Raw genomic sequence first — 20,928 nt, 5'->3', positions numbered from 1 at the left:
ATTGGAGAACGCTAAACTTTCCGCTTTCAAAATCTGCAACAATCCTTTTTTTAAATTCAATTGAGTATTTACGCTGCTTGCGAATACTCCGTACATTTGCTTTCATAGGTTTTCACTCGTTAAGTGGTCAACCTATATCAGAGACGTACAAAAATCTCACCTCTCACGTCTCACGTCTCACCTCCCCCCTACAATCAAACATTCTGATAAATATAAATCTCCGTTGCTCCTCTTCCGTATTTTTGGAAATCGGCATCGTAGTACTTTACGTTATCGTATTGTCTAAAAAGGTATTCGAGTTCGGTGCGAAGCACACCTGCGCCTACTCCGTGGATAAAGACTACTTTTTGGATTCTTTTTGAAATGGCAAACTCCAATTGTCTTTTTGCGGTATCCAACTGAATTGTAAGCATATCGTAATTATCCATCCCTCTTGTACTTGGAACGAGTTGATGAATATGAAGATCCACCTCCATGGCTGGAGCGTTGCGTTCTTTGGGTTTTACACGTTTTGTTTTTCCAGGCTTTTTCTGTTCTTTCTCCGAAATGATAGACAAAACATCCTTAGGAATTAAATCTCTTTTAGAAATCGAACCATCCAAAACAATAAGTTCATTTTTTTGGTATACCGATTCGAATCCATCAGAGGTTTCAAGAGTTACCGTATGGCCACCTAGGGCAGTAACAATACCTGAAATATTATCATCTAAAACCGAAACTTTATCTCCTATTTGCATTTAAGCTGGATGTATTTTTTAAAAAAACCGCAAAGTAATGCTACAATTTTCTTATCTTAACTACCTATAAACGAAAAAATTAGGTATTTTGTAGTATTAGCGTAATTATATTGAATTTTCTTTTTAAATTTAACCTTTTAAAAGTGCCTTAATTTCCCGGCAGCAAAGGCTTTAAAAATGTAAAAATATGAAATGCGCTTTAACTATTTGCTATTCATACATAATAAATCGATTAGACAGGGAAATAAACTGTGTATCAAACTAAAGCAACAGTTTCATAAATAATTTTTCACGATGAAAAAACAACTACTCTTACTTTCATTCCTTTTAATAGCTACTGGGGTTTTTGCACAGTTAACTGTAAAACCAAATGGCTCTACGGACTCATATATTTATGTGAAAGATCAGATAGTATATGTTGAAAACGACATAAACCTTACTAAGAATCCCACTGATTCTGTTGAAGCAAGTATCTACTTACGCGATAACGGACAGTTGATACAGGGTGGTACAACTTCTACTAACACAGGAGACGGTTTTCTTTCTGTGCAACAAAACACAGACCCTACCAATACTTTTGCATATTATTACTGGTGCTCTCCAGTAGGAAATCCAGCAGCTACAGGAACATATGCGGGTTCTAATAAACACTTCGGAATAAACAGCATTTACGAAGCAAAGAGTGGAGCTTTAGGTACAAACGCTCAAATGGCTGATAATGTAGCTTCCAGAAATGGTTTTACAAACCCACGACTAACTATTTCAAGGCGTTGGATTTACACCCACCCTCAACCAGGTTCAGAAGCCGAAGGAAATTATGTTAGAATTAACGCTGAAAATAGCGTTAGAGCAGGTCTAGGTTTTACCATGAAAGGTGTAAACATTGGAACTGATCCTGGTAATATTATAACTGGTGTTGGCACTGACCATGACCAAACTTATGAATTTCGAGGACGCCCTAACAGTGGTAGTTTTACCGTTCCTGTAGCAGCACCCGTTGATGGAGTACCACAAATGACCTTATCTGGTAATCCTTATGCCTCTGCATTAGATTTAAATCAGCTTTTTTACGATACTGGAAATGAAGATTTAGGACAGTTTTGGTATTATGACGAAGATAGAACTGTACCTTCACATTTATACACCGATAAACCTTTTGGTTATGGGGTCTGGACTCCAGGAAGTGAAGACACAAATGGAGATCTAACTGATAACGATCCTCCAGGTAATTATACTCGAGCATCTTTTTATATATGGAATGCAGCAGGAGGAAGTACGTCTACTGGCACTAACGGCACAACAATTAACCAAAAACGATATGCACCAATCGGACAAGGAATTATGTTTGTGGGTAAAAATGATGGCAATGTCACAATTAAAAATTCGCATAGAATATTTGTAAAGGAAGGAGCACCAGGTTCTGTATTTCAAAGACCTACTGATGATATTTCAATAAGCAACACAAGAGATATAGGGGAACTTACGGCTTCCCTACCTTCAGAACTAGATACTCGTGACCCACAAACTCGTATTTACGCAGTATTTGATGATGCGTTAACTAGAGATATGTTATTAGTATTTTCCGATCAAGCAACTGATGGGTACGACCGTGGGTATGATGGCTTGAGTCCTATGGGGATGAAAACAGATGCTTACTTTCCTGTTGGTAACGACAGCGATCGTTTACCTTATGTAATTAACGCAGTTAACTACGATGAAAACAAGCAAATTCCTATTAACTTCAAATTAAACAAGACTACCGAAATTAAACTTTTAATTGCTGAGGAGGTTAAAAAGCCTTACGAGAAAATATTCTTATACGACCGTCAAGACAATTCATTTAGACGTATAGGAACACGCCTTACATTTCCTTTCAGTTTAACTTTGGACGCAGGACATTACGACAACAGATTTTTTATTGTCTTTAAGAAAGCAGAATACCGCAATAATTCATCTACCGCTTCTATCGAAGATCAGGAAAAAATTATTGCTAGTGTAGCGATGTTCCAAAACAACCCACAAAAACAACTAGAAATCAGCAATCCTGAAGGCCATACAATCAAATCTGCCATTGTTTACGATATGAACGGGAAAATGGTAATTCAAAAGCAAAACTTAGGAACTAACAATAGCTATAGTTTCTATACTGGAAACTTAAGTGATGGTGTGTATCTGGTAAAACTTACCACCAAAGACGATATTACAATAGATTATAAGGCGATAGTTCACAACAAGTAAAAAATGTTGTCTGTGTTAACAACCGGATTTGAAGACTACATGATTCCTTGTGTAAACAAGAAAATCTTTGGAGTGGAATGTTTAGGTTGTGGCATGCAGCGTTCATTTGTTCATGTTTTTACAGGTGAATTTGCTGCGGCCTTTAAAGTTTATCCTGCTATTTACACTATACTATTACTATTAGCAGTGATTTTTGTAAATTTTTTCGTGAAGTTTAAATTCGATTATCAAATTAAAATTGGCCTTATCGTGCTGAACGCCATTGTAATGGTAGTTAGTTATTTTATTAAAATGAATCAATTTATCTAGCGAAAATATTATGGCTTGAAAAAAATTGGTATTTTTAAACAACCAACCAAAAACAAAAATTTTATGGAACAACAAAAATTACCCAATTCAACCTTAATTCTCGTATTCGGAATTATATCTATAGTCACTTGTTGCTGCTATGGACTAGGTCTAGTTTTCGGAATTGTAGCCATTGTAATGGCTGGCACTGCAACTAAGTTGTATATGGAAAATCCAGAGCTTTACACCGGATATCAAAACGTAAAAACCGGAAAGATACTGTCGTATATAGGAATTGCGTTAAGTGTAATTTACCTAATATATGTTATCTATCTATTTTCAACTTTCGGAATGGAGGGTATTATGAATATGAACGAAGAACTTATGAAAGAATACGGAATGTAATCTTTCAAGCTAACCAATAAAGAAATGGCCGCGATGAAAATCGGGGCCATTTTGATTACACTCCAAACCTAATAGGTTTTAGATTTTGATTCATCACCCAAACCTGACAGGTTTTGGAAACCTGGTAGGTTTAATATTCTGCACCACTCCCCCTAGGTTTTGGAAACCTTAGCTTTCGTCAACAAACCTGACAGTTTCTAGAAACCTGTCAGGTTTAACTAACTAGTATAAAAAAAACCGCCCAAATAGGCGGCTTTTTCATTTTTATGCAATTATCTACTAATTGATTATTCCTTAAGAATTTTAAAATTTTCAATACTTCCATCTTCGAATGCTACACGGAAAATATAAGTTCCAGTTTGTAAGTTAGACAAGTCAACCAATCCGTTTTCAAGGTTTTCTTTTACCAATACTTGTTGGCCAAGAATATTTACAACTGACACAGAATTAATTTCCTTGTTAGTTGTAATCTTAACAACGCTACTCGTTGGGTTCGGGTAATAAGAAAATGCAGTAGCAGTCTGACTCTCGACACCTAATTCATCTTCAACTATAATGGTATAGTCTTCTCCTTGTCCATATAAGTATACATCACATGGGTCTGTAGGTGAAGTATCCCAATTTTTAATAACTCGCATAGTAGTTTCTCCAAGAACGGCATCGGTTGGAACTGTAATTGTTCCGGTGGTTTGTTGTCCATCGGTACCAGTAGAGTTATCTATATACCCAATTTCATACATTTCATCAGCTTCGAACTCACCATTCTGATTCCAATCTATCCATACAGTAAAATAGCAAAGAAAGCCATTAGTATTTCCTTCAAGTGCTATATCGTAAGATATTCCTTGAACCATTACCCCTTCAATATTTGTAAAATCTTCTAGCGCTGGCGAACCGTCGATTGCCGCACTTGAGGTATTATCAATATCTGAAAGAACAACACGCGTTATAGGTTCGATTGTATCAGAAATATCAAAGCAAATTGGATCTACAGCCACCACTACATCACAATGTAGTTTAAACACTCCGTGGTGAATTCCGCCATCATCATCTGGTAACCATGGCCCTAAAAACTCACTCATATGAATTACTTCTCCAAGTGTACCTGCCGAAGTCCCTTCCCAAAATGCCATAGGTGAATCAACTTCAGGTTGCATCCAATACGAAGTACCCGAAGCTCCACCATCAAAATTGAAATCAACTTCTACATAAATTGCATAAACTGTGTATCCGAAAGATGCACCTATTGGTACTTGAGCATAAGGGATAAGTCCATTTTCAGAAGCTACTACTGTCGCCCCCGGCTTCCCGCCATCATCTTCATAAAAATTAAAATCTACAGATGAAACAGGATAGTTAGCAAATACATTAAATACAATAGAGCGAACATTCAAGTTTTCATTTTCCGAAACATAAAAGTCGTCTGCACTTCTATAGCCGCTTTCTGCAGTAATATTAAATCCATTTTCAAAGCTGTTACTGTCATCGCCTTGGTCACAACCTTGTAGGGTAACCCTATCGGCAGTAGTAACAGCAGATGAATTATTAGAGATTAAATTATTTTTAGGTTGTTGCGAAATACTTCTACTCGAGTTTAATGCCTGTTCTGCTCGAAGTTGAGTTAATGTTTTGAATGTGCTCTGCGCTGTAACAGCCGTGGATGTCCCAAAGACTAATGCCAATGAAAAAAGCCATAATTGGTAGAAGGGTAATTTTTTTCTCATAAGTAAATAAATAAAGATTAATAAAATAAATGTCAGTAAGCCAAGGCGAACTGCTATTGTAATAAAACCACAAGTAATAACATATTGCTAATAGATAAGTTTAGAACTTCAATAAAGCTTGTTTTTTCACTTCATTTTTAACGATAATATTATTAATACTTTCTAAACTTAACTATAATAATTAACAAATACCAAAAGTATTTCCTATCAATTTTATTTATCTACCTTGAGAAATAGTTAAGTGATTGAACATCAACATTGTTTCTACTTCCCTTTCAAACCTGACAGGTTTTAGATTTTTGATTGCGCGACCAAACCTGACAGGTTTTGGATTTATAATTCATTACTAAAACCTGACAGGTTTTGGAAACCTGTCAGGTTTAGAACCATGTCCGACATTTGGTGTTACGTTATCAAGAAATTTAATCTCTCAAATTAACTCCATAAAAAAACGGCCTCGAGGTATATCGAGACCGTTTTAGTTTATATGCTAAACCTAAGGTTTTAGTACCCTATTTTGGTTTTACTATTATTTTTCAAACTCTTTTAAAGTTTCAATAATAATTGAAACACAATCCATCAATTGCTCTTCGTTCATCACCAATGGCGGTGCAAAACGGATAATGTTTCCGTGAGTTGGCTTAGCTAGAAGTCCGTTATCACGAAGCTTTAAGCAGATATTCCAAGCCGTATCACCATCTTCAGAATCGTTAATTACGATAGCATTTAGCAATCCTTTTCCGCGTACTAGCTTACAGATGTTACTGTTTTCAATAAACTTGTTTAATTCGTCACGGAATAGTTTTCCCAGTTTTTTAGCATTTTCGGCAAGGTTTTCTTCTTTTACAACTGTAAGCGCAGCCATTGCTACAGCAGCAGCTACAGGGTTTCCACCAAAAGTAGAACCGTGGTTTCCTGGCTGAATTACGCTCATAATTTCATCGTTTGCCAAAACAGCCGAAACTGGATAAGCTCCACCACTTAACGCTTTCCCTAAGATTAAAAGGTCTGGTTTTACATTTTCGTGATCTACAGCCAAAAGTTTTCCTGTACGTGCAATTCCTGTTTGTACTTCATCTGCAATAAACAATACATTGTGCTTTTCGCATAGTGCTTTCGCCTTGCTTAAATATCCTTCTGAAGGTACATAAACTCCTGCTTCACCTTGAATTGGCTCTACTAAGAATCCAGCAATATTTTTATTGCTTTCTAAGTGTTTTTCCAGTGCTTCAAGATTGTCGTATTCAATTTTTATAAATCCTTTAGTATAAGGACCGAAATTTTTACGAGCTACTGGGTCGTTACTGAAGGAAATAATAGTAGTTGTTCTTCCGTGGAAGTTGTTTTCACAAACTATAATTTCGGCTTCATTTTCATCGATGCCTTTCTTTTCATAAGCCCATTTTCTACAAATTTTTAAAGCTGTTTCCACTGCTTCGGCACCTGTGTTCATCGGTAATAATTTGTCGAAGTTAAAATACTCACAAGCAAATTTTTCATATTTACCTAGCATATCATTGTGAAATGCACGTGATGTAAGTGTAAGAGTTCTAGCCTGCTCGTCCATTGCACCAACAATTTTTGGGTGGCAATGTCCTTGGTTCACTGCAGAATAAGCCGAAAGAAAATCGTAGTATTTCTTGCCTTCTACATCCCAAACATAAACACCTTCTCCTTTGTTTAAAACTACTGGAAGTGGGTGGTAGTTATGGGCTCCATATTTGTTTTCTAATTCGATTGCTTTCTGTGAAGCTGATTGTTCTAAAACTGACATAAAATTGTAATATTTTGAAATAAAATAGATTTGATTCCTACTTAATGGAGAGAAATCATCCTTGGAGCGCAAATTACTAAATAATTACCACTTTTTTTAGTGCCTTAACAGGATTTAAACCTTACAATTGTGCTATTTTTGCGCCTATGGCGAGAAAAAATAAAAGGGTAATCCTTGAAAATTTAGAGGTGATAGACGCTGGCGCTAAAGGCAAAGCAGTTGCTAAGGCAGAGGACGGCAGAATTGTTTTTATTAACAATGCGGTTCCTGGCGATATTGTAAATGTGCAAACTACAAAAAAGAGAAAAGGCTTTTTTGAAGGTTCTGCAATTTCTTTTTCAAAATATTCTGAAAAAAGAGTTGAACCCATTTGTCCGCATTTCGGTACTTGTGGAGGTTGTAAGTGGCAAAATATGGACTACGAACATCAGCTGTTTTACAAGCATAAAGAAGTGGAACAAAATCTTAAACGCATTGGCAAAATTGAGCTTCCTGAATTTGAACCTATCTTAGGTTCAGAAAAACAATATTTCTATCGCAATAAAATGGAGTTTTCATTTAGTGATAGCAAATGGCTTACGCTAGATCAAATTAGAAGCGGCGAGGTAATAGAAAACCGAAATGCCTTAGGCTTCCATATTCCTGGTATGTGGGATAAGATATTAGATTTAGACAAGTGTTTTTTACAAGCCGACCCAAGTAATGCTATCCGAGATTTTATTAAGGAAAAGGCCGAAGAATTAAATCTGACTTTCTTCAATACTAGAAACCAAGAAGGTTTTTTAAGAACCTTGATGATTCGCACTTCTTCAACGCAAGAAGTAATGGTCTTGATTCAGTTTTATTACGAGGATAAGGAAAATAGGGAGTTACTACTAAAAGCTATTGCTGAAGAATTCCCTCAAATTACTTCCCTTTTATACGTTATCAATTCAAAAGGAAACGATACGATTTACGATCAAGAAATTGGACTTTTCTACGGAAGAGATCACATTTTTGAAGAAATGGAAGGCTTAAAGTTTAAGATAAACGCAAAGTCTTTTTACCAAACGAATAGCGAACAGGCTTACGAGCTTTATAAAATTACTCGCGATTTTGCTGGTTTAAGCGGCAACGAATTGGTTTACGATTTATATACTGGAACAGGAACTATAGCGCAATTTGTCGCAAAAAAAGCTAAGAAAGTTGTTGGAGTTGAAGCTGTGCCTGATGCTATTGAAGCTGCAAAAGAAAACGCACTTTTAAATAAAATCGATAACGCCGAGTTTTATGTAGGCGATATGAAAAAGGTTTTCAATGAAGACTTTATCAATACTCACGGAAAGCCAGACGTTGTAATTACCGACCCACCACGAGACGGAATGCACGCCGATGTTGTACAGCAGTTATTGAATTTAGAAGCGCAACGAATTGTATATGTAAGTTGTAATAGTGCAACTCAAGCTCGCGATTTGGCACTTTTAGATGAAAAGTATAAAGTAATTAAAGTACAGCCTGTAGATATGTTTCCGCAAACACATCACGTAGAAAATGTTGTACTTTTGGAAAAACGCTAATTAAAGTAGTCGGAGGACAATTTCAATCTTAAGATGGCTATTTTGAATGTTTTAGTCTTAGATTCTATGTCAAAAAAGGTATTTAGGTCAATTTTAAAAAACTATGTTTAAAAGAATTATACTTCTCTTTCTTATAATTTATGCCTTCAAAGGGTGTACAAAAGATGATATCTGCCCACCAGATACTGCGACAACGTCTAATTTGGTGATAACGTTTAACGATATCGCAAACCCTACGGTGCTTAAGAAAGTTAATTTTTTGACTGTAAAAACAAATAATTCAGATTCCATTGAAGTTATTCCGCGAACTAGTACAGATTCTATAGTACTTCCGCTTAATACAAACCGAGATACCACAAAATACCTTTTTATAAAAACCACAATTACTGAAACCGATACTATAGTAGACATTGACAAAATGATGTTTACTTATAGTAGAGAAAATGGCTACGTAAATCGTGCCTGTGGTTTTAGAACGGAATTCGATAATTTGAATTCTACTTTAGAAGAAGAAGGCAACGAGAATTGGATTGAACAAGTAATACCAAAACGAGAAACTGTAAAAGATGAAAATAGCGCTCACCTTACTTTGCTGCATTAGTCTGTTTTGCGGCACTCAATCTATGGTGGCGCAGAAAAATAAAAATGCTAACGATACTATTCCGAAGATTGAAAAATACGGATTGCGTGTTGGAGCAGATTTATCTAAGCCTTTAAGAACTTTACTCGAAGACGGATATTCTGGCTTTGAAATTATAGGAGATTTTAGGGTTACGGATAAATTCTATGCAGCAACAGAATTAGGAAATGAGAAGAAAGATTGGGTAGAACCTTATGTATCTTCCAAAACTAGCGGTAGCTATGCCAAACTTGGGTTCGATTACAACGCCTACGAAAATTGGCTTGGAATGGAAAACGCTATTACTATTGGCTTACGCTACGGATTTTCAACATTTAAGCAGGAGTTAATCAGCTACCGAATCTATACCGACAATCCAGCATATCCCAACGAAACTATTTACGACCCTCAAGAATTTACAGGCTTAACAGCACATTGGGCAGAATTGATTGTAGGGATAAAAACCGAAGTGTTAAACAACCTCTACCTGTCTATAAACCTTCAACTAAAAAGAAAAGTAGCCGAAGACAAACCCAATAACTTCGACAATCTATACATACCAGGTTACAACAGAACCTATGATTATAGCGAATTTGGCGTAGGTTATGGATATTCTATTTCCTATTTAATTCCTATTTTCAAGAAAAATAAAACTACAGAAGCTGAACTTAAGTAGTTTTTTTAGTTCAGAGTTATGAGTTATTTGGGTGGAGATTATTAAATTCCGTCGATTAATCTGAACTTTCGCTATTCAATGTAACCTAAGTTACACTCTAATTATAAAGTATTATTTAGATTTGCTAGTAATGAAACCTAAAAACACAATAGCTTTTATCTTCGCCGGACTTATCTTAATGAGTATGGTTTTTAATAGTTATAGTGGTTTCGCGCATTTAGTTACAGATAATATCACGTTTGTAAAGCCTTATTGTAAAAACAAAACATCTACAGTTCCTGCTTCAAAAGCTGAAGTAATCGACTATCAGCACGAACAACAGGGGCAAATATCACTTATATGTACATCATTTGTCGACTTTATAAACCCTGAATTCACCTTGGTTTACAGTGAAGACAATTATGAGAATTTCACTTTTAAAGAGTTCCTCAAATTAAACTTATTTGACGAACGAAACTACCTCCCTCCTCGCCTTTCATAATTATTTTCAGGCATTTTATTTTTTATCGATTTAGGAACACCCGATTTTATAGGTGAATAGATTTTGCTATCGATAAAACATCTTTCAATCTTTAACTTACATATTTATGAACCCAACTCTAACCGTTGGCAAGCGCTCTGTGCAGATATTACGCATTATGGTAAGCGGAATATTTTTAATGGCGGGAGCCAATCACTTAATTGAAATTGAAAAAACAGTAAACCGCATTCAGATGGCTAAATTCAAGGGATTTGCCGAGTTTTTTGGCAACCTTGAACTTTTAGTGATTCTATCAGGAATTGTAATGTTGGCGGCAGGGATTAGCTTTTTAATTGGCTTTAAAACCCGATGGGCAGCTATGGTATTATTCGCTGTGCTTATCCCTATAACTATTACTATTCAGATAGGACAAGTAAACAGTCTAGGGCCACTTTTTAAAAATATAGCAATCGCTGGAGGCCTACTCTTTTTTATTTTAAACGACTTTAATAACAACAAAATACATTAACAATGAAAACACTTGTTTCAACTTTTATACTTTCTCTATTTATGTTAATGGGGAATATACAGCATACAATAGCTCAAGAAGCTGAAAAACAAAACTATGTAGTACTCACAAAAAAAGTACAACAACTCAAGCCAATCCTTTTGGCTGCAAAAGAACTTTCAAAAGAAGATGGAAAAAACTTTGGGAATTTTGAAATTATTGTTTGTGGAAAGGAAATTGGCAATTTAACCGATTTGGAAACAATGAAACCTCATCTTAAAGAAGCAAAAAAGATAGGTGCAAACATCGTAGCCTGTGGATTTTCATTAAAGAAATTTAATGTCGATCCTAAAAAGCTTCCGAAGAATATGGAAGTAATAGATAATGGAATATTACACAACCTAAAGCTTCAGCAAAAAGGATATTTAAGCTTAGGACTTTAAAAATTTAATTTATGAAAAATATATTTATAGTACTTATCGCCTTAGTAAGCTTTAGCGTAACAGCCCAACAACAGCAAATTACTGATGATTTTGTGGTGCTCACTTCAAACCCTGAACAGCTAAAACCAATCTTACTCGCAGCCAAAGAATTAAATACCTCTGGAGACTTTAAAATCGTTCTTTACGGGGCGAATGTATCCCCAATAAAAACTGCTGACACTGAGGACAACCGAAAGCAGGCAATAAAGCAAAATGTGAGTCTTAATGTGTGCAAAATGTCTTTAGACCGTCTAAAAATAGACCCTAAAGATTTACCTGAAGAAGTGGAAGTTGTAGATAATGCCTTTTTAACTGCCTTCCAACTTCAGAAAAAAGGATATAAATTATTAAGCCTTTAAAATAACCAAGATGAAACCAAATCGAATTTATACATATATAGCTTTAATTGTGGGTGTTGGAACTTTTATAGCGTGGAACAGCCCCACTTTTAACAAAAATCCCCAAGCAAACAGCGATACGCAGGACACTTTAAAAATCACAATTTTACAAACTGCAGATATTCACGGCCAATTAGATCCTCACCCTGAGTTATTTTGGGAAAACAACGAGATTGTCTTTAAGAAGCGTGGCGGTTTAGCTCATATAAAAACGCTTTTTGATGAAGAAAGAAAGAAAAACCCTGGAAAAACCCTCATTGTAGATGGTGGCGATTTAATTCAAGGAAGTGGGTACGTGGCTTTCTCTGAGGGTGAAGTAATGACTGATGTAATCAAAAACATGAATTACGATGTGTTAATTCCTGGAAATTGGGAAGTAATTTATGGCAAGCAAAAAATGCTTGAAGTTTATGAAAAATTTGAAACCCCTACCATTGTTCAGAATATGAAACATGAAGACAGCAATGAAAATCTTTACCCCTCATATTTAGTAAAGGAAATTGATGGCGTTCGCCTTGGATTTATCGGCATAAACGACCCAGATGTTCCCATAAGACAGAACCCTATTTTCAGTAAAGGAATTAATTTTAGTCAGATAGACAACAGCGTAAAAAAGTTTATAGACAAGGTAAAGGTTGATGAGAAAATTGATGTGATGTTTTTAGTTACGCATATCGGTATCTATAAGCAGGTTACTTTGGCCAATAGCCCAATTGCTGAAAACGTAGATTATATTCTAGGAAATGACACCCATGAACGCGTTAGGCAACCCATACAAGGTACATATGCAAAAGTTACAGAGCCGGGAGCATTTGGATCGTTTGTAGGAAAGCTAAACTTATATTTTGTAAATAATAAGTTGGTAAAAGACGATTATGAACTTATAGATGTAGATCCTGAAGTTTATAAAGCGGATCCTGAAATACAAGCTATAATAAACAAAAACAAAGCTCCGTATCAAGAAAACCTTGAAACTATTGTAGGGTACACCACTGAGCCATTGTATCGATATCTTACAGTTGAAAATCCTATGGATAATTTAATAACCGACGCGGCACGATGGAAAACTGGCGCAGATATTTCAATTTCAAACGGGTTTAGATTTGGAAATCCTATTGTTCCAAAAGATGGTAAACCAGCAGCGATAACTCGTGCCAACCTTTGGAACCTAATGCCTGTTAACGAACCCGTAAAAACAGGGAAAGCTACAGGGAAACAAATTAAAATGTGGTTGGAAAAAGAAATGCATAACGCTTTTGCACAAAATGCTACAGAACGATTTGGCGGATGGCTAGTACGATTTTCAGGAATGAAAGTTGAGTTTAACAGTCAGAATGATAAAAATGAACGAATAATATCTATTGAAGTAAATGGCGAGCCACTTGATGAAAATAGATATTACACAATTTCTGCATGCGAACGTCCTGGAGATCCAGAACACGTACTGTGTAGAATGCCTAATGTAATTGATGTTGAAACTAAGGATTATACCATTCACGAAGTAGTTGAAGAATATTTAAAGCTTCACTCCCCTATTTCGCCAAAAATGGACGGTCGTGCATATTGTGAGTATTTGGGTGTGAATTCGTTTTCTACAGTGCCAGGTACAGATTACATTTTTAAATAAAAAACAACTTTTTAAAAAAATTGAATATGAACAAAAAAATAAAGAAAAACTTAATCGAATACGGAGTATTCGCTGTAGTGATACTCGGAATTTATTTTTCTGGAATTCACACTGAAATTATCGGTTTTGCACAACGTGGATTATTAGCTACAGGCGCAATGAATCCAGATATTGAAAAAGTAGAAGAAGATATTACAGAAAATGGTCCTACAGCAACAAAAGCCGATTTCAATTTACAGTTGATAAATTCTAAAGGGGAAAAGGTTTCTATGGAACAATTTCGTGGGAAAGTGATATTTATAAACCTTTGGGCTACTTGGTGTCCGCCATGTGTAGCAGAAATGCCTAGCATAAACAAAATGTACAACGACATCGATAAGGATAAAGTTGAAGTGCTCATGATTTCTTTTGATCGTAAGTTTGAAAAGGCGATAGATTATAAAAAGAGAAACAATTTTGACTTTGAAGTTTATGCACCAATAGCGGCAATGCCAAGAATGTATGAGTCACAAAGCATCCCTACTACCTATATTATAAATTCAAAAGGAGAATTGGTGTTTACTCACAAAGGAATGGCCGATTACGATAGACAGGATTTTAAAGACTTCTTGAAAAGCCTTTAAAACATTCACTATTCATACATTTTAAAAGACCATCCGCATAAAAGTAGATGGTCTTTTTCTTAGATTAGTATCTTTGTTTTTTTGAGATGCTTTATCTTAGTACACATATCTAAATTATTATGATAATAAACGACTTCAGCAAAGAGAATTCTTTAATCAGTAAATACATTTTTGAGCTTCGCGATGTTTCGATTCAGAAAGATTCAATGCGTTTTAGAAGAAATATAGAGCGCATTGGTGAAATTATGAGCTATGAGATTAGTAAAACCTTAAACTATGAAACTGTTAAAGTCACTACTCCACTAGGTGAAAAGGAAGTATATGTTCCTGACAACAAAATAGTATTATGCTCAATTTTACGTGCCGGACTTCCGCTTCACAATGGAGTTTTAAATTATTTCGATTCGGTTGAAAACGCTTTTATTTCTGCTTACAGAGAACATCCAAATGATGATGATGACTTTGAAGTTATCGTTAGTTATCTAGCTTCACCTTCTATAGAAGGAAAAACATTGATACTTGTAGATCCTATGCTTGCAACAGGAAAAACATTGGAAAATGTATTGGAAGCTTTAAAAAATCACGGAAAACCTAAGCAAATACACATACTATCTGTTATAGGTGCTAAACCAGGGATTGAATACGTTGAAAAAATTTTCCCCGCAGATACACATTTATGGATAGCTGCTGTAGATGACCGTTTAGACAGTCGTGGATATATTATTCCAGGCTTAGGTGATGCAGGAGATTTAGCTTATGGCGATAAGCTATAAAGTTTAAAATTACTTTTTCTGCAACTTAATAAACAGTTCGTTTCCTTCTCTAGGAGGGATAGAATTGTAAGCCATTTCCATTTTATCGATTACAAACTTATCTTCAAACAAAGGAATATACTGATCCTTATTTCCACCAAATGGTGGTTCATCACTGTTCAATGGAATATTAAAAAGCAATCCCACTATTTTTCCATTAGGCTTCAGCAAATCGTATGCTTTATCGACGTATCGATTCCTTAAAATGGGCTCTAACGCACAGAAAAATGTTTGTTCTAATATTAGATCGAACGAATCGTTTAAATCAAAGAAATCTGTGTGTAGTAAATTTTCTTTTGGAAATGATGGAATGCGCTCAGCCAAATTGTTAAGTGGGATTGAAGAAATGTCTGCTATATAAACATTTCTAAAGCCATTTTCAAATAAGTATTCCGCCTCATAACTATTCCCTCCGCCGGGAATCAATATTTTTAAATTTTTATCGGTAAGCTGATCGATATAATCTTCCATCGGGGTGGAAACATAACCTATATCCCAACCTGTTTTACCTTGTTTATAGCGTTCATCCCAATACGATTGATTGTTATTCATATTTTAATTATTAAAGTTTATACTCCAGATACCGCGCACCTCATTTTCGGAATAACCTGTGGCCATATCTAAAGGATATAGTTGTTTTATTTTAGCTAATGTAATAGTTTCTAATTCTTTTCCTGGAGAACCATGGCATTGTAGGCACATAGCATTAGTAACAATTGGTAAATAAAATTTTGTATTGTTACCTTTTTTCACAAGTATAGGCTCAACCTCTCTCCCCGTTGCAATTTGAGTCTTAAATTGATTAATAAATTCTAGTTCTTGTGAATTTGCTGTGTTTTTAGGGTTTCTCGGTTTATCTGTTACGCGCTTTATCGTTGCATTGTGTACTGTTGCCATACTATCTGTAATAGGCATGCTTGCACGTTACAAAAATTTAAGGCTTCTATTACGCCATTTTTTTGTATTTGTCCCATGAGATTTTTGCCTAACTCGGCTTTAGTGGTTTGCGATATTTGCATACCTTTCTCTTTGGAAGAATGTTGTTCAATTGTATTGTTTTTTCCTATTCCTTTTTTCTTCCCTTTCCCCCTACTATTTCCTTTTTTACCTTTCATTTTTGGTCGGTCACCGTGCATTTTTTTATAATGAATATCGAACCACACTGGTTCTTCTATATCATTCTCAAATATATAATCGGCAATATGCCTGATAGTTTGTTCTGGATAAAATTGATAGGGCATTAAACCAAATTTTTTAACGGCACCAGGCATTTTCGATTTCGCTACTGAAGGTTCTTTAGCCCAATCTAGCATGGCATCTACAAATTCTTCTTTGGTGGTTTCTTCAGAAATATAATGCATTTTTACAGCTATCATTGGGGGAGCAATGATATCCTTCTCTGCAGTTTTTGGATTGTGGCAAACATTACAATAATTTTCCATTAACTTCTTTCCTGGGTGTTCCTGTTTAGCAATACCTTCCACAGGATTATTCTGTGCTATTTCCGAGTAGTTGGCTCGATTATTTTTACAAGCCGACAATAAAATTATAACAAAAAATATTAATGAAAATTTCATAACTTATGGTTTTGTTGAGATAAAGATAAAGCTAAAATTAAAACAATCAATTAACACATATTGTAACAAAAGTTACGTAAAATTATTTATTTACATGCTGAAAGATAAGATGTTTAAAAAAAATAAAAACTGACATTAATCATTTAGTAAACAAACAAACAGCTCTAATTTTGAACCCAAAATAAAATTAGATATGACTTCCAATTTAGTTTCAAAGTACAATGTTCCTGGTCCTAGATACACAAGTTATCCAACTGTTCCGTATTGGAATGAGGCTAACTTCTCCTTAAAAGAATGGAAGAAAAATGTATCACAAAGTTTTTCTGAAAGCAATTCGAAAGAAGGAATAAGTGTGTATATACACCTACCCTTTTGTGAAAGCTTGTGTACTTTTTGTGGATGTAATAAACGCATCACCAAAAATCACGCTGTTGAAACACCATATTTAGAATCTGTTTTAAAGGAATGGCGACTTTACCTTGAGCTATTTGATGAGAGACCAATTATTAAGGAATTACATTTAGGAGGAGGAACACCTACTTTTTTTTCAGCAGAAAACTTAAAAATTCTAATTAGAGGTATTTTTCGAGATGCAACAATGGCAGAGAATCCATCTTTCAGCTTTGAAGGTCATCCAAACAACACCAAAGGCGATCATTTACAAACTCTTTACGACTGTGGTTTTACAAGAGTAAGCTATGGAGTTCAAGATTATAACCCAACTGTTCAAGTGGCGATAAACAGACTTCAACCTTTTATAAACGTAAAACGAGTAACCGAAACTGCTCGGGAAATTGGTTATACCTCGGTAGGACACGATATTATATTTGGACTCCCATTTCAAAAAAAAGAGCACGTAATTTATTCTATAGAAAAAACTAAAGAGCTAATGCCAGACCGTATAGCTTTTTACAGCTATGCTCACGTGCCATGGATAAAGGGAAATGGCCAACGAGGTTTTAAAGAAGAAGATTTACCTACTCCAGCCGAAAAAAGAGATATGTATGAAACTGGTAAGAAAATGCTAGAAGAAGCTGGATATATTGAAATAGGCATGGATCATTTCGCTTTAAAATCGGATAGCTTATACAAAGCAGTGAAAGAAAAAGAATTGCATAGAAATTTTATGGGGTATACCGAAAGCAAAACCCAGTTAATGGTTGGGCTTGGAGTTTCTGCCATTGGTGATAGCTGGTACAGTTTTGCCCAAAATGCTAAAAACGTAGAGGAATACCAACATTTGGTTGAACAAGGAATTCTTCCAGTATATCGAGGTCATATGTTAAATGAAGAAGATCTAATTATTAGAAAGCACATTTTAAATATGATGTGCAGTTTAGAAACTTCTTGGGAAGACACTTCACTTCAATTTCCAGAATTATCAGAAGTACTCAGTAATTTAAAAGAAATGGAAGCTGATGGTTTGTTAGAAATTGGCGCTAAAGAACTACATATAACAGAAAAAGGTCGTCCTTTTGTACGTAATATCTGCATGGCATTTGACGTGCTATTGCAACGAAATCAGCCAGATAGGCAACTGTTTTCGATGACTGTTTAAAGTAGTTATTAATAAGGCTTTTGTGACAACCGTCATATTTCTTTTTATTTTATATTCAGACATTTGTGTCAGAAAATAATTTTATCGGTTATGAGTTTTGCTAAGAAGCTATTATTTGTTTTCCTGATGTTAGGGGTTGTCAATGTTTATTCGCAATTCACTTTAGATGCAGAGCTACGTCCTAGATTTGAGCTTAGACATGGTTATAAAACACTTTACCCAAACAATGTTGATCCTGCGGCCTTTGTTTCACAACGTACGCGATTAAACTTTGAATTTAAAACTGAAAAACTTCATCTGTATTTAAGTCCGCAAGATGTGAGAGTTTGGGGAGATGTGCCACAACTCAATGTAGCAGACAATAATGGCTTTTCACTACATCAAGCATGGGCAGAAATACTTTTGATTAAAGATTTTAATTTTAAAATTGGACGTCAGGAGATAGTGTACGACGATCAGCGTTTCTTTGGAAATGTGGGCTGGGCACAGCAAGGAAGAAGCCACGACGCTGCAATTCTAAAATTTGAACCAAGCTATTTTAAACTTCATTTTGGTGCAGCTTATAATCAGGACAATGAAAGTCTTAGTGGAAATATACTTACAGTAAATACCTATAAAAGCCTTCAATATATTTGGGTAAATAAGAATTGGGAAAAGCTATCCGCAAGTTTTCTGTTTTTAAACAACGGACTTCAATATATTGATGAAATAGATGCGTCTAAAAATGACACTCGATACAGCCAAACTGCTGGAATGCACTTAAAAGCTAGTATTGATAACTTCAATTTTTCTTCAAATCTCTACTATCAATTTGGTAAAGATGTAGCCGATAATGATTTAAGCGCATATTTATTTTCATTAGAAGCGAATTATGCAGCAACTTCAAATCTAAATCTAGGATTAGGTAGCGAGTTACAAAGTGGAAATGATTATGGTGCGCCAGCAAATGGGAAAAATGAAGCCTTTACTCCTCTATATGGTACAAATCATAAGTTTAATGGGCTAATGGATTATTATTATGTAGGAAACCACATAAATAATGTAGGACTTTTGGACATCTACGGAAATGTAAAGTACAAGCTAAATACTAAAACAAGTTTCAATTTAGCACTTCATCAATTTTATGCCGCAGCAGCCATAAATAACTATGTTTCAAATAATTTAGGATTTGAATTGGATTTGTTAACTTCGTATGAATTGAATGAATTTGTAGGATTAAAACTTGGTTACTCTCAATACTTCGCAACAAAAGGCACCGAAAGTGTAAAAAACAACTTTGATGGCAATTCAAATTATTGGGCTTGGGCAATGGTAACAATAAATCCTACACTGTTCACTTGGAATAAAAATGAAACAACCAAATTATAAATCAACCTTTTAAAACCAACTATTATGACAATTAATTTTAAGAAAAAAAATGTAGTAAAACTGCTGCTAGGCTTTGGAGCAGCGGCCTTTTTAACTGGATGTGTTAACGACCAATCTAGCAAAACCTATGAAAATGCTTTAGATATTCCGGTAAGCCAAGAAATGGTAGCAGAACTTACCGATCCACCATTTGTTCCTACTCCAGTAGGAAAACGTAAAGCTAAAAAGCTAATCGTCGATCTTGAAATTCAAGAAAGAGAAGGCGAGATGGTAAACGGTGTAAAATACGTTTATTGGACGTTTGGGGGTACTGTACCAGGAAGTTTTATTAGAACTCGTGTAGGTGACGAAATTGAATTTAAACTAAAAAATCACCCAGACAATAAGCTTCCTCACAACATCGACCTTCATGCAGTGAATGGTCCAGGAGGTGGAGCAGAATCTTCATTTGTTGCTCCAGGTCACGAGAAAATCTTTTCATTTAAAACCCTCAACCCGGGATTATATGTTTACCATTGTGCGACCGCTCCTGTAGGGATGCATATTGCAAACGGTATGTACGGGTTAATTTTAGTTGAGCCAGAAGGTGGTTTAGAACCTGTAGACAGAGAGTATTACATAATGCAGGGGGACTTCTACACCGAAGGAAAGTACGGTGAACGTGGTTTACAAGCATTCGATATGCAGAAAGCAATTGATGAAAAAGCAGATTATGTAGTGTTTAACGGTCACGTAGGAGCAATGACAGGAGATAACGCATTAACTGCAAAAGTAGGCGAAACTATTCGTTTATTTGTAGGTAATGGGGGGCCTAACCTTGTTTCTTCATTTCACGTAATTGGAGAAATTTTTGACAGAGTTCATGTTGAAGGTGGAGATTTAATAAACGACAATGTTCAAACCACATTAATTCCTGCAGGAGGCGCAGCAATTGTTGAATTTAAAGTAGATGTTCCAGGTTCATTTATACTGGTAGATCACTCTATTTTTAGAGCATTCAACAAAGGAGCACTTGCCGTATTAAACGTTGAAGGTGAAGAAAACGAAAAAGTTTTTGCTGGGGAGATCTACGAAGGAATTTATCTTCCAGAAGGTAGTGTAATTCAATCGATGCCTAGTTTAGGTAAGAAAGATGATAAAAAAGAAGAAGTTAAGGCATTGAGCTTCGAGGAAAAAATGAAGTTTGGTAAAGATAAATATATGGCTACTTGTGTTGCTTGTCACCAAGCAAACGGTCAGGGTATTGAGGGTGCCTTCCCTCCTTTAGCTAATGCAGACTACCTAAACGCAGATGTAGATCGCGCAATTGATATCGTATTAAATGGTAAGTCTGGTGAAATTACTGTAAACGGTAAAAAATACAATAGTGTAATGACCGCTCAGGCTCTTAGTGATGAAGATGTTGCAAATGTGATGACATATGTATATAACAGCTGGGGCAATAACAAGACAGATGTAACCCCAGAAATGGTAAAAGCTGTAAGAAATAGATAATAAA

Annotated in this window: 22 protein-coding genes; 16 read left to right on the top strand and 6 right to left on the bottom strand. The window is 35.3% G+C overall.

All coding sequences use genetic code 11. The annotated features are described in order from the left end of the window. Positions 1 to 194: 194 nt before the first annotated feature. A complete protein-coding gene (locus tag FHP04_RS13210) occupies positions 195 to 737 on the bottom strand; it encodes a Smr/MutS family protein (RefSeq protein WP_139856610.1) in 543 nt (180 codons plus the stop codon). 294 nt (positions 738 to 1,031) lie between these two features. On the opposite strand from FHP04_RS13210, the gene FHP04_RS13205 reads away from it, so the two are divergent. From FHP04_RS13205 to FHP04_RS13195, 3 genes are all read left to right on the top strand, one after another. Beyond that, on the top strand, positions 1,032 to 2,975 hold the full coding sequence (locus FHP04_RS13205) for a T9SS type A sorting domain-containing protein (RefSeq protein ID WP_139856609.1): 1,944 nt from the start codon (positions 1,032 to 1,034) through the stop codon (positions 2,973 to 2,975). Between the two features lie 12 nt (positions 2,976 to 2,987). Continuing rightward, complete coding sequence (locus tag FHP04_RS13200) at positions 2,988 to 3,284, top strand: DUF2752 domain-containing protein (RefSeq protein WP_246051436.1); 297 nt, start codon at positions 2,988 to 2,990, stop codon at positions 3,282 to 3,284. 63 nt (positions 3,285 to 3,347) lie between these two features. Next, a complete protein-coding gene (locus FHP04_RS13195; protein ID WP_139856608.1) occupies positions 3,348 to 3,668 on the top strand; it encodes a CCC motif membrane protein in 321 nt (106 codons plus the stop codon). Between the two features lie 287 nt (positions 3,669 to 3,955). Here FHP04_RS13195 and FHP04_RS13190 read toward each other — a convergent pair whose 3' ends face one another. After that, positions 3,956 to 5,392 (bottom strand): GEVED domain-containing protein, encoded by a 1,437-nt coding sequence (locus tag FHP04_RS13190; protein ID WP_139856607.1) that lies wholly within the window; start codon positions 5,390 to 5,392, stop codon positions 3,956 to 3,958. 529 nt (positions 5,393 to 5,921) lie between these two features. After that, a complete protein-coding gene (rocD, locus tag FHP04_RS13185; RefSeq protein ID WP_139856606.1) occupies positions 5,922 to 7,166 on the bottom strand; it encodes an ornithine--oxo-acid transaminase in 1,245 nt (414 codons plus the stop codon). A gap of 146 nt (positions 7,167 to 7,312) precedes the next feature. Here rocD and rlmD point away from each other — a divergent pair, with 146 nt between their 5' ends. From rlmD to upp, 10 genes are all read left to right on the top strand, one after another. Then, positions 7,313 to 8,722 (top strand): 23S rRNA (uracil(1939)-C(5))-methyltransferase RlmD, encoded by a 1,410-nt coding sequence (gene rlmD / locus FHP04_RS13180; protein ID WP_139856605.1) that lies wholly within the window; start codon positions 7,313 to 7,315, stop codon positions 8,720 to 8,722. A gap of 103 nt (positions 8,723 to 8,825) precedes the next feature. Next, complete coding sequence (locus FHP04_RS13175) at positions 8,826 to 9,323, top strand: DUF6452 family protein (protein ID WP_139856604.1); 498 nt, start codon at positions 8,826 to 8,828, stop codon at positions 9,321 to 9,323. Further along, complete coding sequence (locus tag FHP04_RS13170; protein ID WP_139856603.1) at positions 9,289 to 10,017, top strand: DUF6048 family protein; 729 nt, start codon at positions 9,289 to 9,291, stop codon at positions 10,015 to 10,017. Before FHP04_RS13175 ends, FHP04_RS13170 begins: the two co-directional genes overlap by 35 nt. 130 nt (positions 10,018 to 10,147) lie before the next feature. After that, the gene (locus FHP04_RS13165) at positions 10,148 to 10,498 is read left to right on the top strand and encodes a hypothetical protein (RefSeq protein WP_139856602.1); all 351 of its coding nucleotides are present in this window, start codon (positions 10,148 to 10,150) and stop codon (positions 10,496 to 10,498) included. Between the two features lie 106 nt (positions 10,499 to 10,604). Then, the gene (locus FHP04_RS13160) at positions 10,605 to 11,006 is read left to right on the top strand and encodes a DoxX family protein (RefSeq protein ID WP_139856601.1); all 402 of its coding nucleotides are present in this window, start codon (positions 10,605 to 10,607) and stop codon (positions 11,004 to 11,006) included. 2 nt (positions 11,007 to 11,008) lie between these two features. After that, complete coding sequence (locus FHP04_RS13155; protein ID WP_139856600.1) at positions 11,009 to 11,428, top strand: DsrE family protein; 420 nt, start codon at positions 11,009 to 11,011, stop codon at positions 11,426 to 11,428. 11 nt (positions 11,429 to 11,439) lie between these two features. Beyond that, positions 11,440 to 11,826: a DsrE family protein gene (locus FHP04_RS13150; protein WP_139856599.1), complete on the top strand. Its 387-nt coding sequence runs from the start codon at positions 11,440 to 11,442 to the stop codon at positions 11,824 to 11,826. A 10-nt stretch (positions 11,827 to 11,836) separates the two neighbouring features. Beyond that, positions 11,837 to 13,492 carry a bifunctional metallophosphatase/5'-nucleotidase gene (locus FHP04_RS13145; protein WP_139856598.1) on the top strand — a complete coding sequence of 552 codons (1,656 nt, stop codon included), beginning with the start codon at positions 11,837 to 11,839 and terminating at the stop codon, positions 13,490 to 13,492. A 26-nt stretch (positions 13,493 to 13,518) separates the two neighbouring features. After that, on the top strand, positions 13,519 to 14,115 hold the full coding sequence (locus FHP04_RS13140; protein ID WP_139856597.1) for a TlpA family protein disulfide reductase: 597 nt from the start codon (positions 13,519 to 13,521) through the stop codon (positions 14,113 to 14,115). A 119-nt stretch (positions 14,116 to 14,234) separates the two neighbouring features. Further along, positions 14,235 to 14,888: a uracil phosphoribosyltransferase gene (gene upp / locus FHP04_RS13135; protein WP_139856596.1), complete on the top strand. Its 654-nt coding sequence runs from the start codon at positions 14,235 to 14,237 to the stop codon at positions 14,886 to 14,888. A gap of 9 nt (positions 14,889 to 14,897) precedes the next feature. On the opposite strand, the gene FHP04_RS13130 is transcribed toward upp, so the two are convergent. Genes FHP04_RS13130 through FHP04_RS13125 form a run of 3 tightly spaced genes read right to left on the bottom strand, consistent with a single transcriptional unit; the run spans position 14,898 to position 16,504 of the window. Beyond that, positions 14,898 to 15,479, bottom strand: a complete 582-nt coding sequence (locus tag FHP04_RS13130) for a methyltransferase domain-containing protein (protein WP_139856595.1) — start codon at positions 15,477 to 15,479, stop codon at positions 14,898 to 14,900. Between the two features lie 3 nt (positions 15,480 to 15,482). Beyond that, positions 15,483 to 15,824, bottom strand: a complete 342-nt coding sequence (locus FHP04_RS14750; RefSeq protein WP_246051435.1) for a Tll0287-like domain-containing protein — start codon at positions 15,822 to 15,824, stop codon at positions 15,483 to 15,485. Next, the gene (locus tag FHP04_RS13125; protein WP_246051434.1) at positions 15,797 to 16,504 is read right to left on the bottom strand and encodes a hypothetical protein; all 708 of its coding nucleotides are present in this window, start codon (positions 16,502 to 16,504) and stop codon (positions 15,797 to 15,799) included. The genes FHP04_RS14750 and FHP04_RS13125 overlap by 28 nt, the downstream gene beginning before the upstream one ends. A 193-nt stretch (positions 16,505 to 16,697) precedes the next feature. Between FHP04_RS13125 and hemN the strand changes: the two genes are divergently transcribed. The 3 genes from hemN (at position 16,698) to nirK (ending at position 20,924) form a co-directional block, all read left to right on the top strand. Then, positions 16,698 to 18,062 (top strand): oxygen-independent coproporphyrinogen III oxidase, encoded by a 1,365-nt coding sequence (hemN, locus tag FHP04_RS13120; RefSeq protein WP_139856594.1) that lies wholly within the window; start codon positions 16,698 to 16,700, stop codon positions 18,060 to 18,062. A 90-nt stretch (positions 18,063 to 18,152) separates the two neighbouring features. Then, positions 18,153 to 19,430, top strand: coding sequence for an alginate export family protein (locus FHP04_RS13115; RefSeq protein WP_139856593.1), 1,278 nt, complete (start codon positions 18,153 to 18,155; stop codon positions 19,428 to 19,430). Positions 19,431 to 19,454: 24 nt separating this feature from the next. After that, entirely contained in the window at positions 19,455 to 20,924 is a 1,470-nt protein-coding gene (nirK, locus tag FHP04_RS13110; protein WP_139856592.1) for a copper-containing nitrite reductase, read from the top strand. The last annotated feature ends 4 nt before the right edge of the window (positions 20,925 to 20,928 follow it).

This window comes from Aequorivita sinensis, assembly GCF_006346335.1.
In the GTDB taxonomy this organism is placed as follows: domain Bacteria; phylum Bacteroidota; class Bacteroidia; order Flavobacteriales; family Flavobacteriaceae; genus Aequorivita; species Aequorivita sinensis.
The sequence above is the reverse complement of the archived record's forward strand: the minus strand, read 5'-3'. Positions and strand labels throughout refer to the sequence as shown.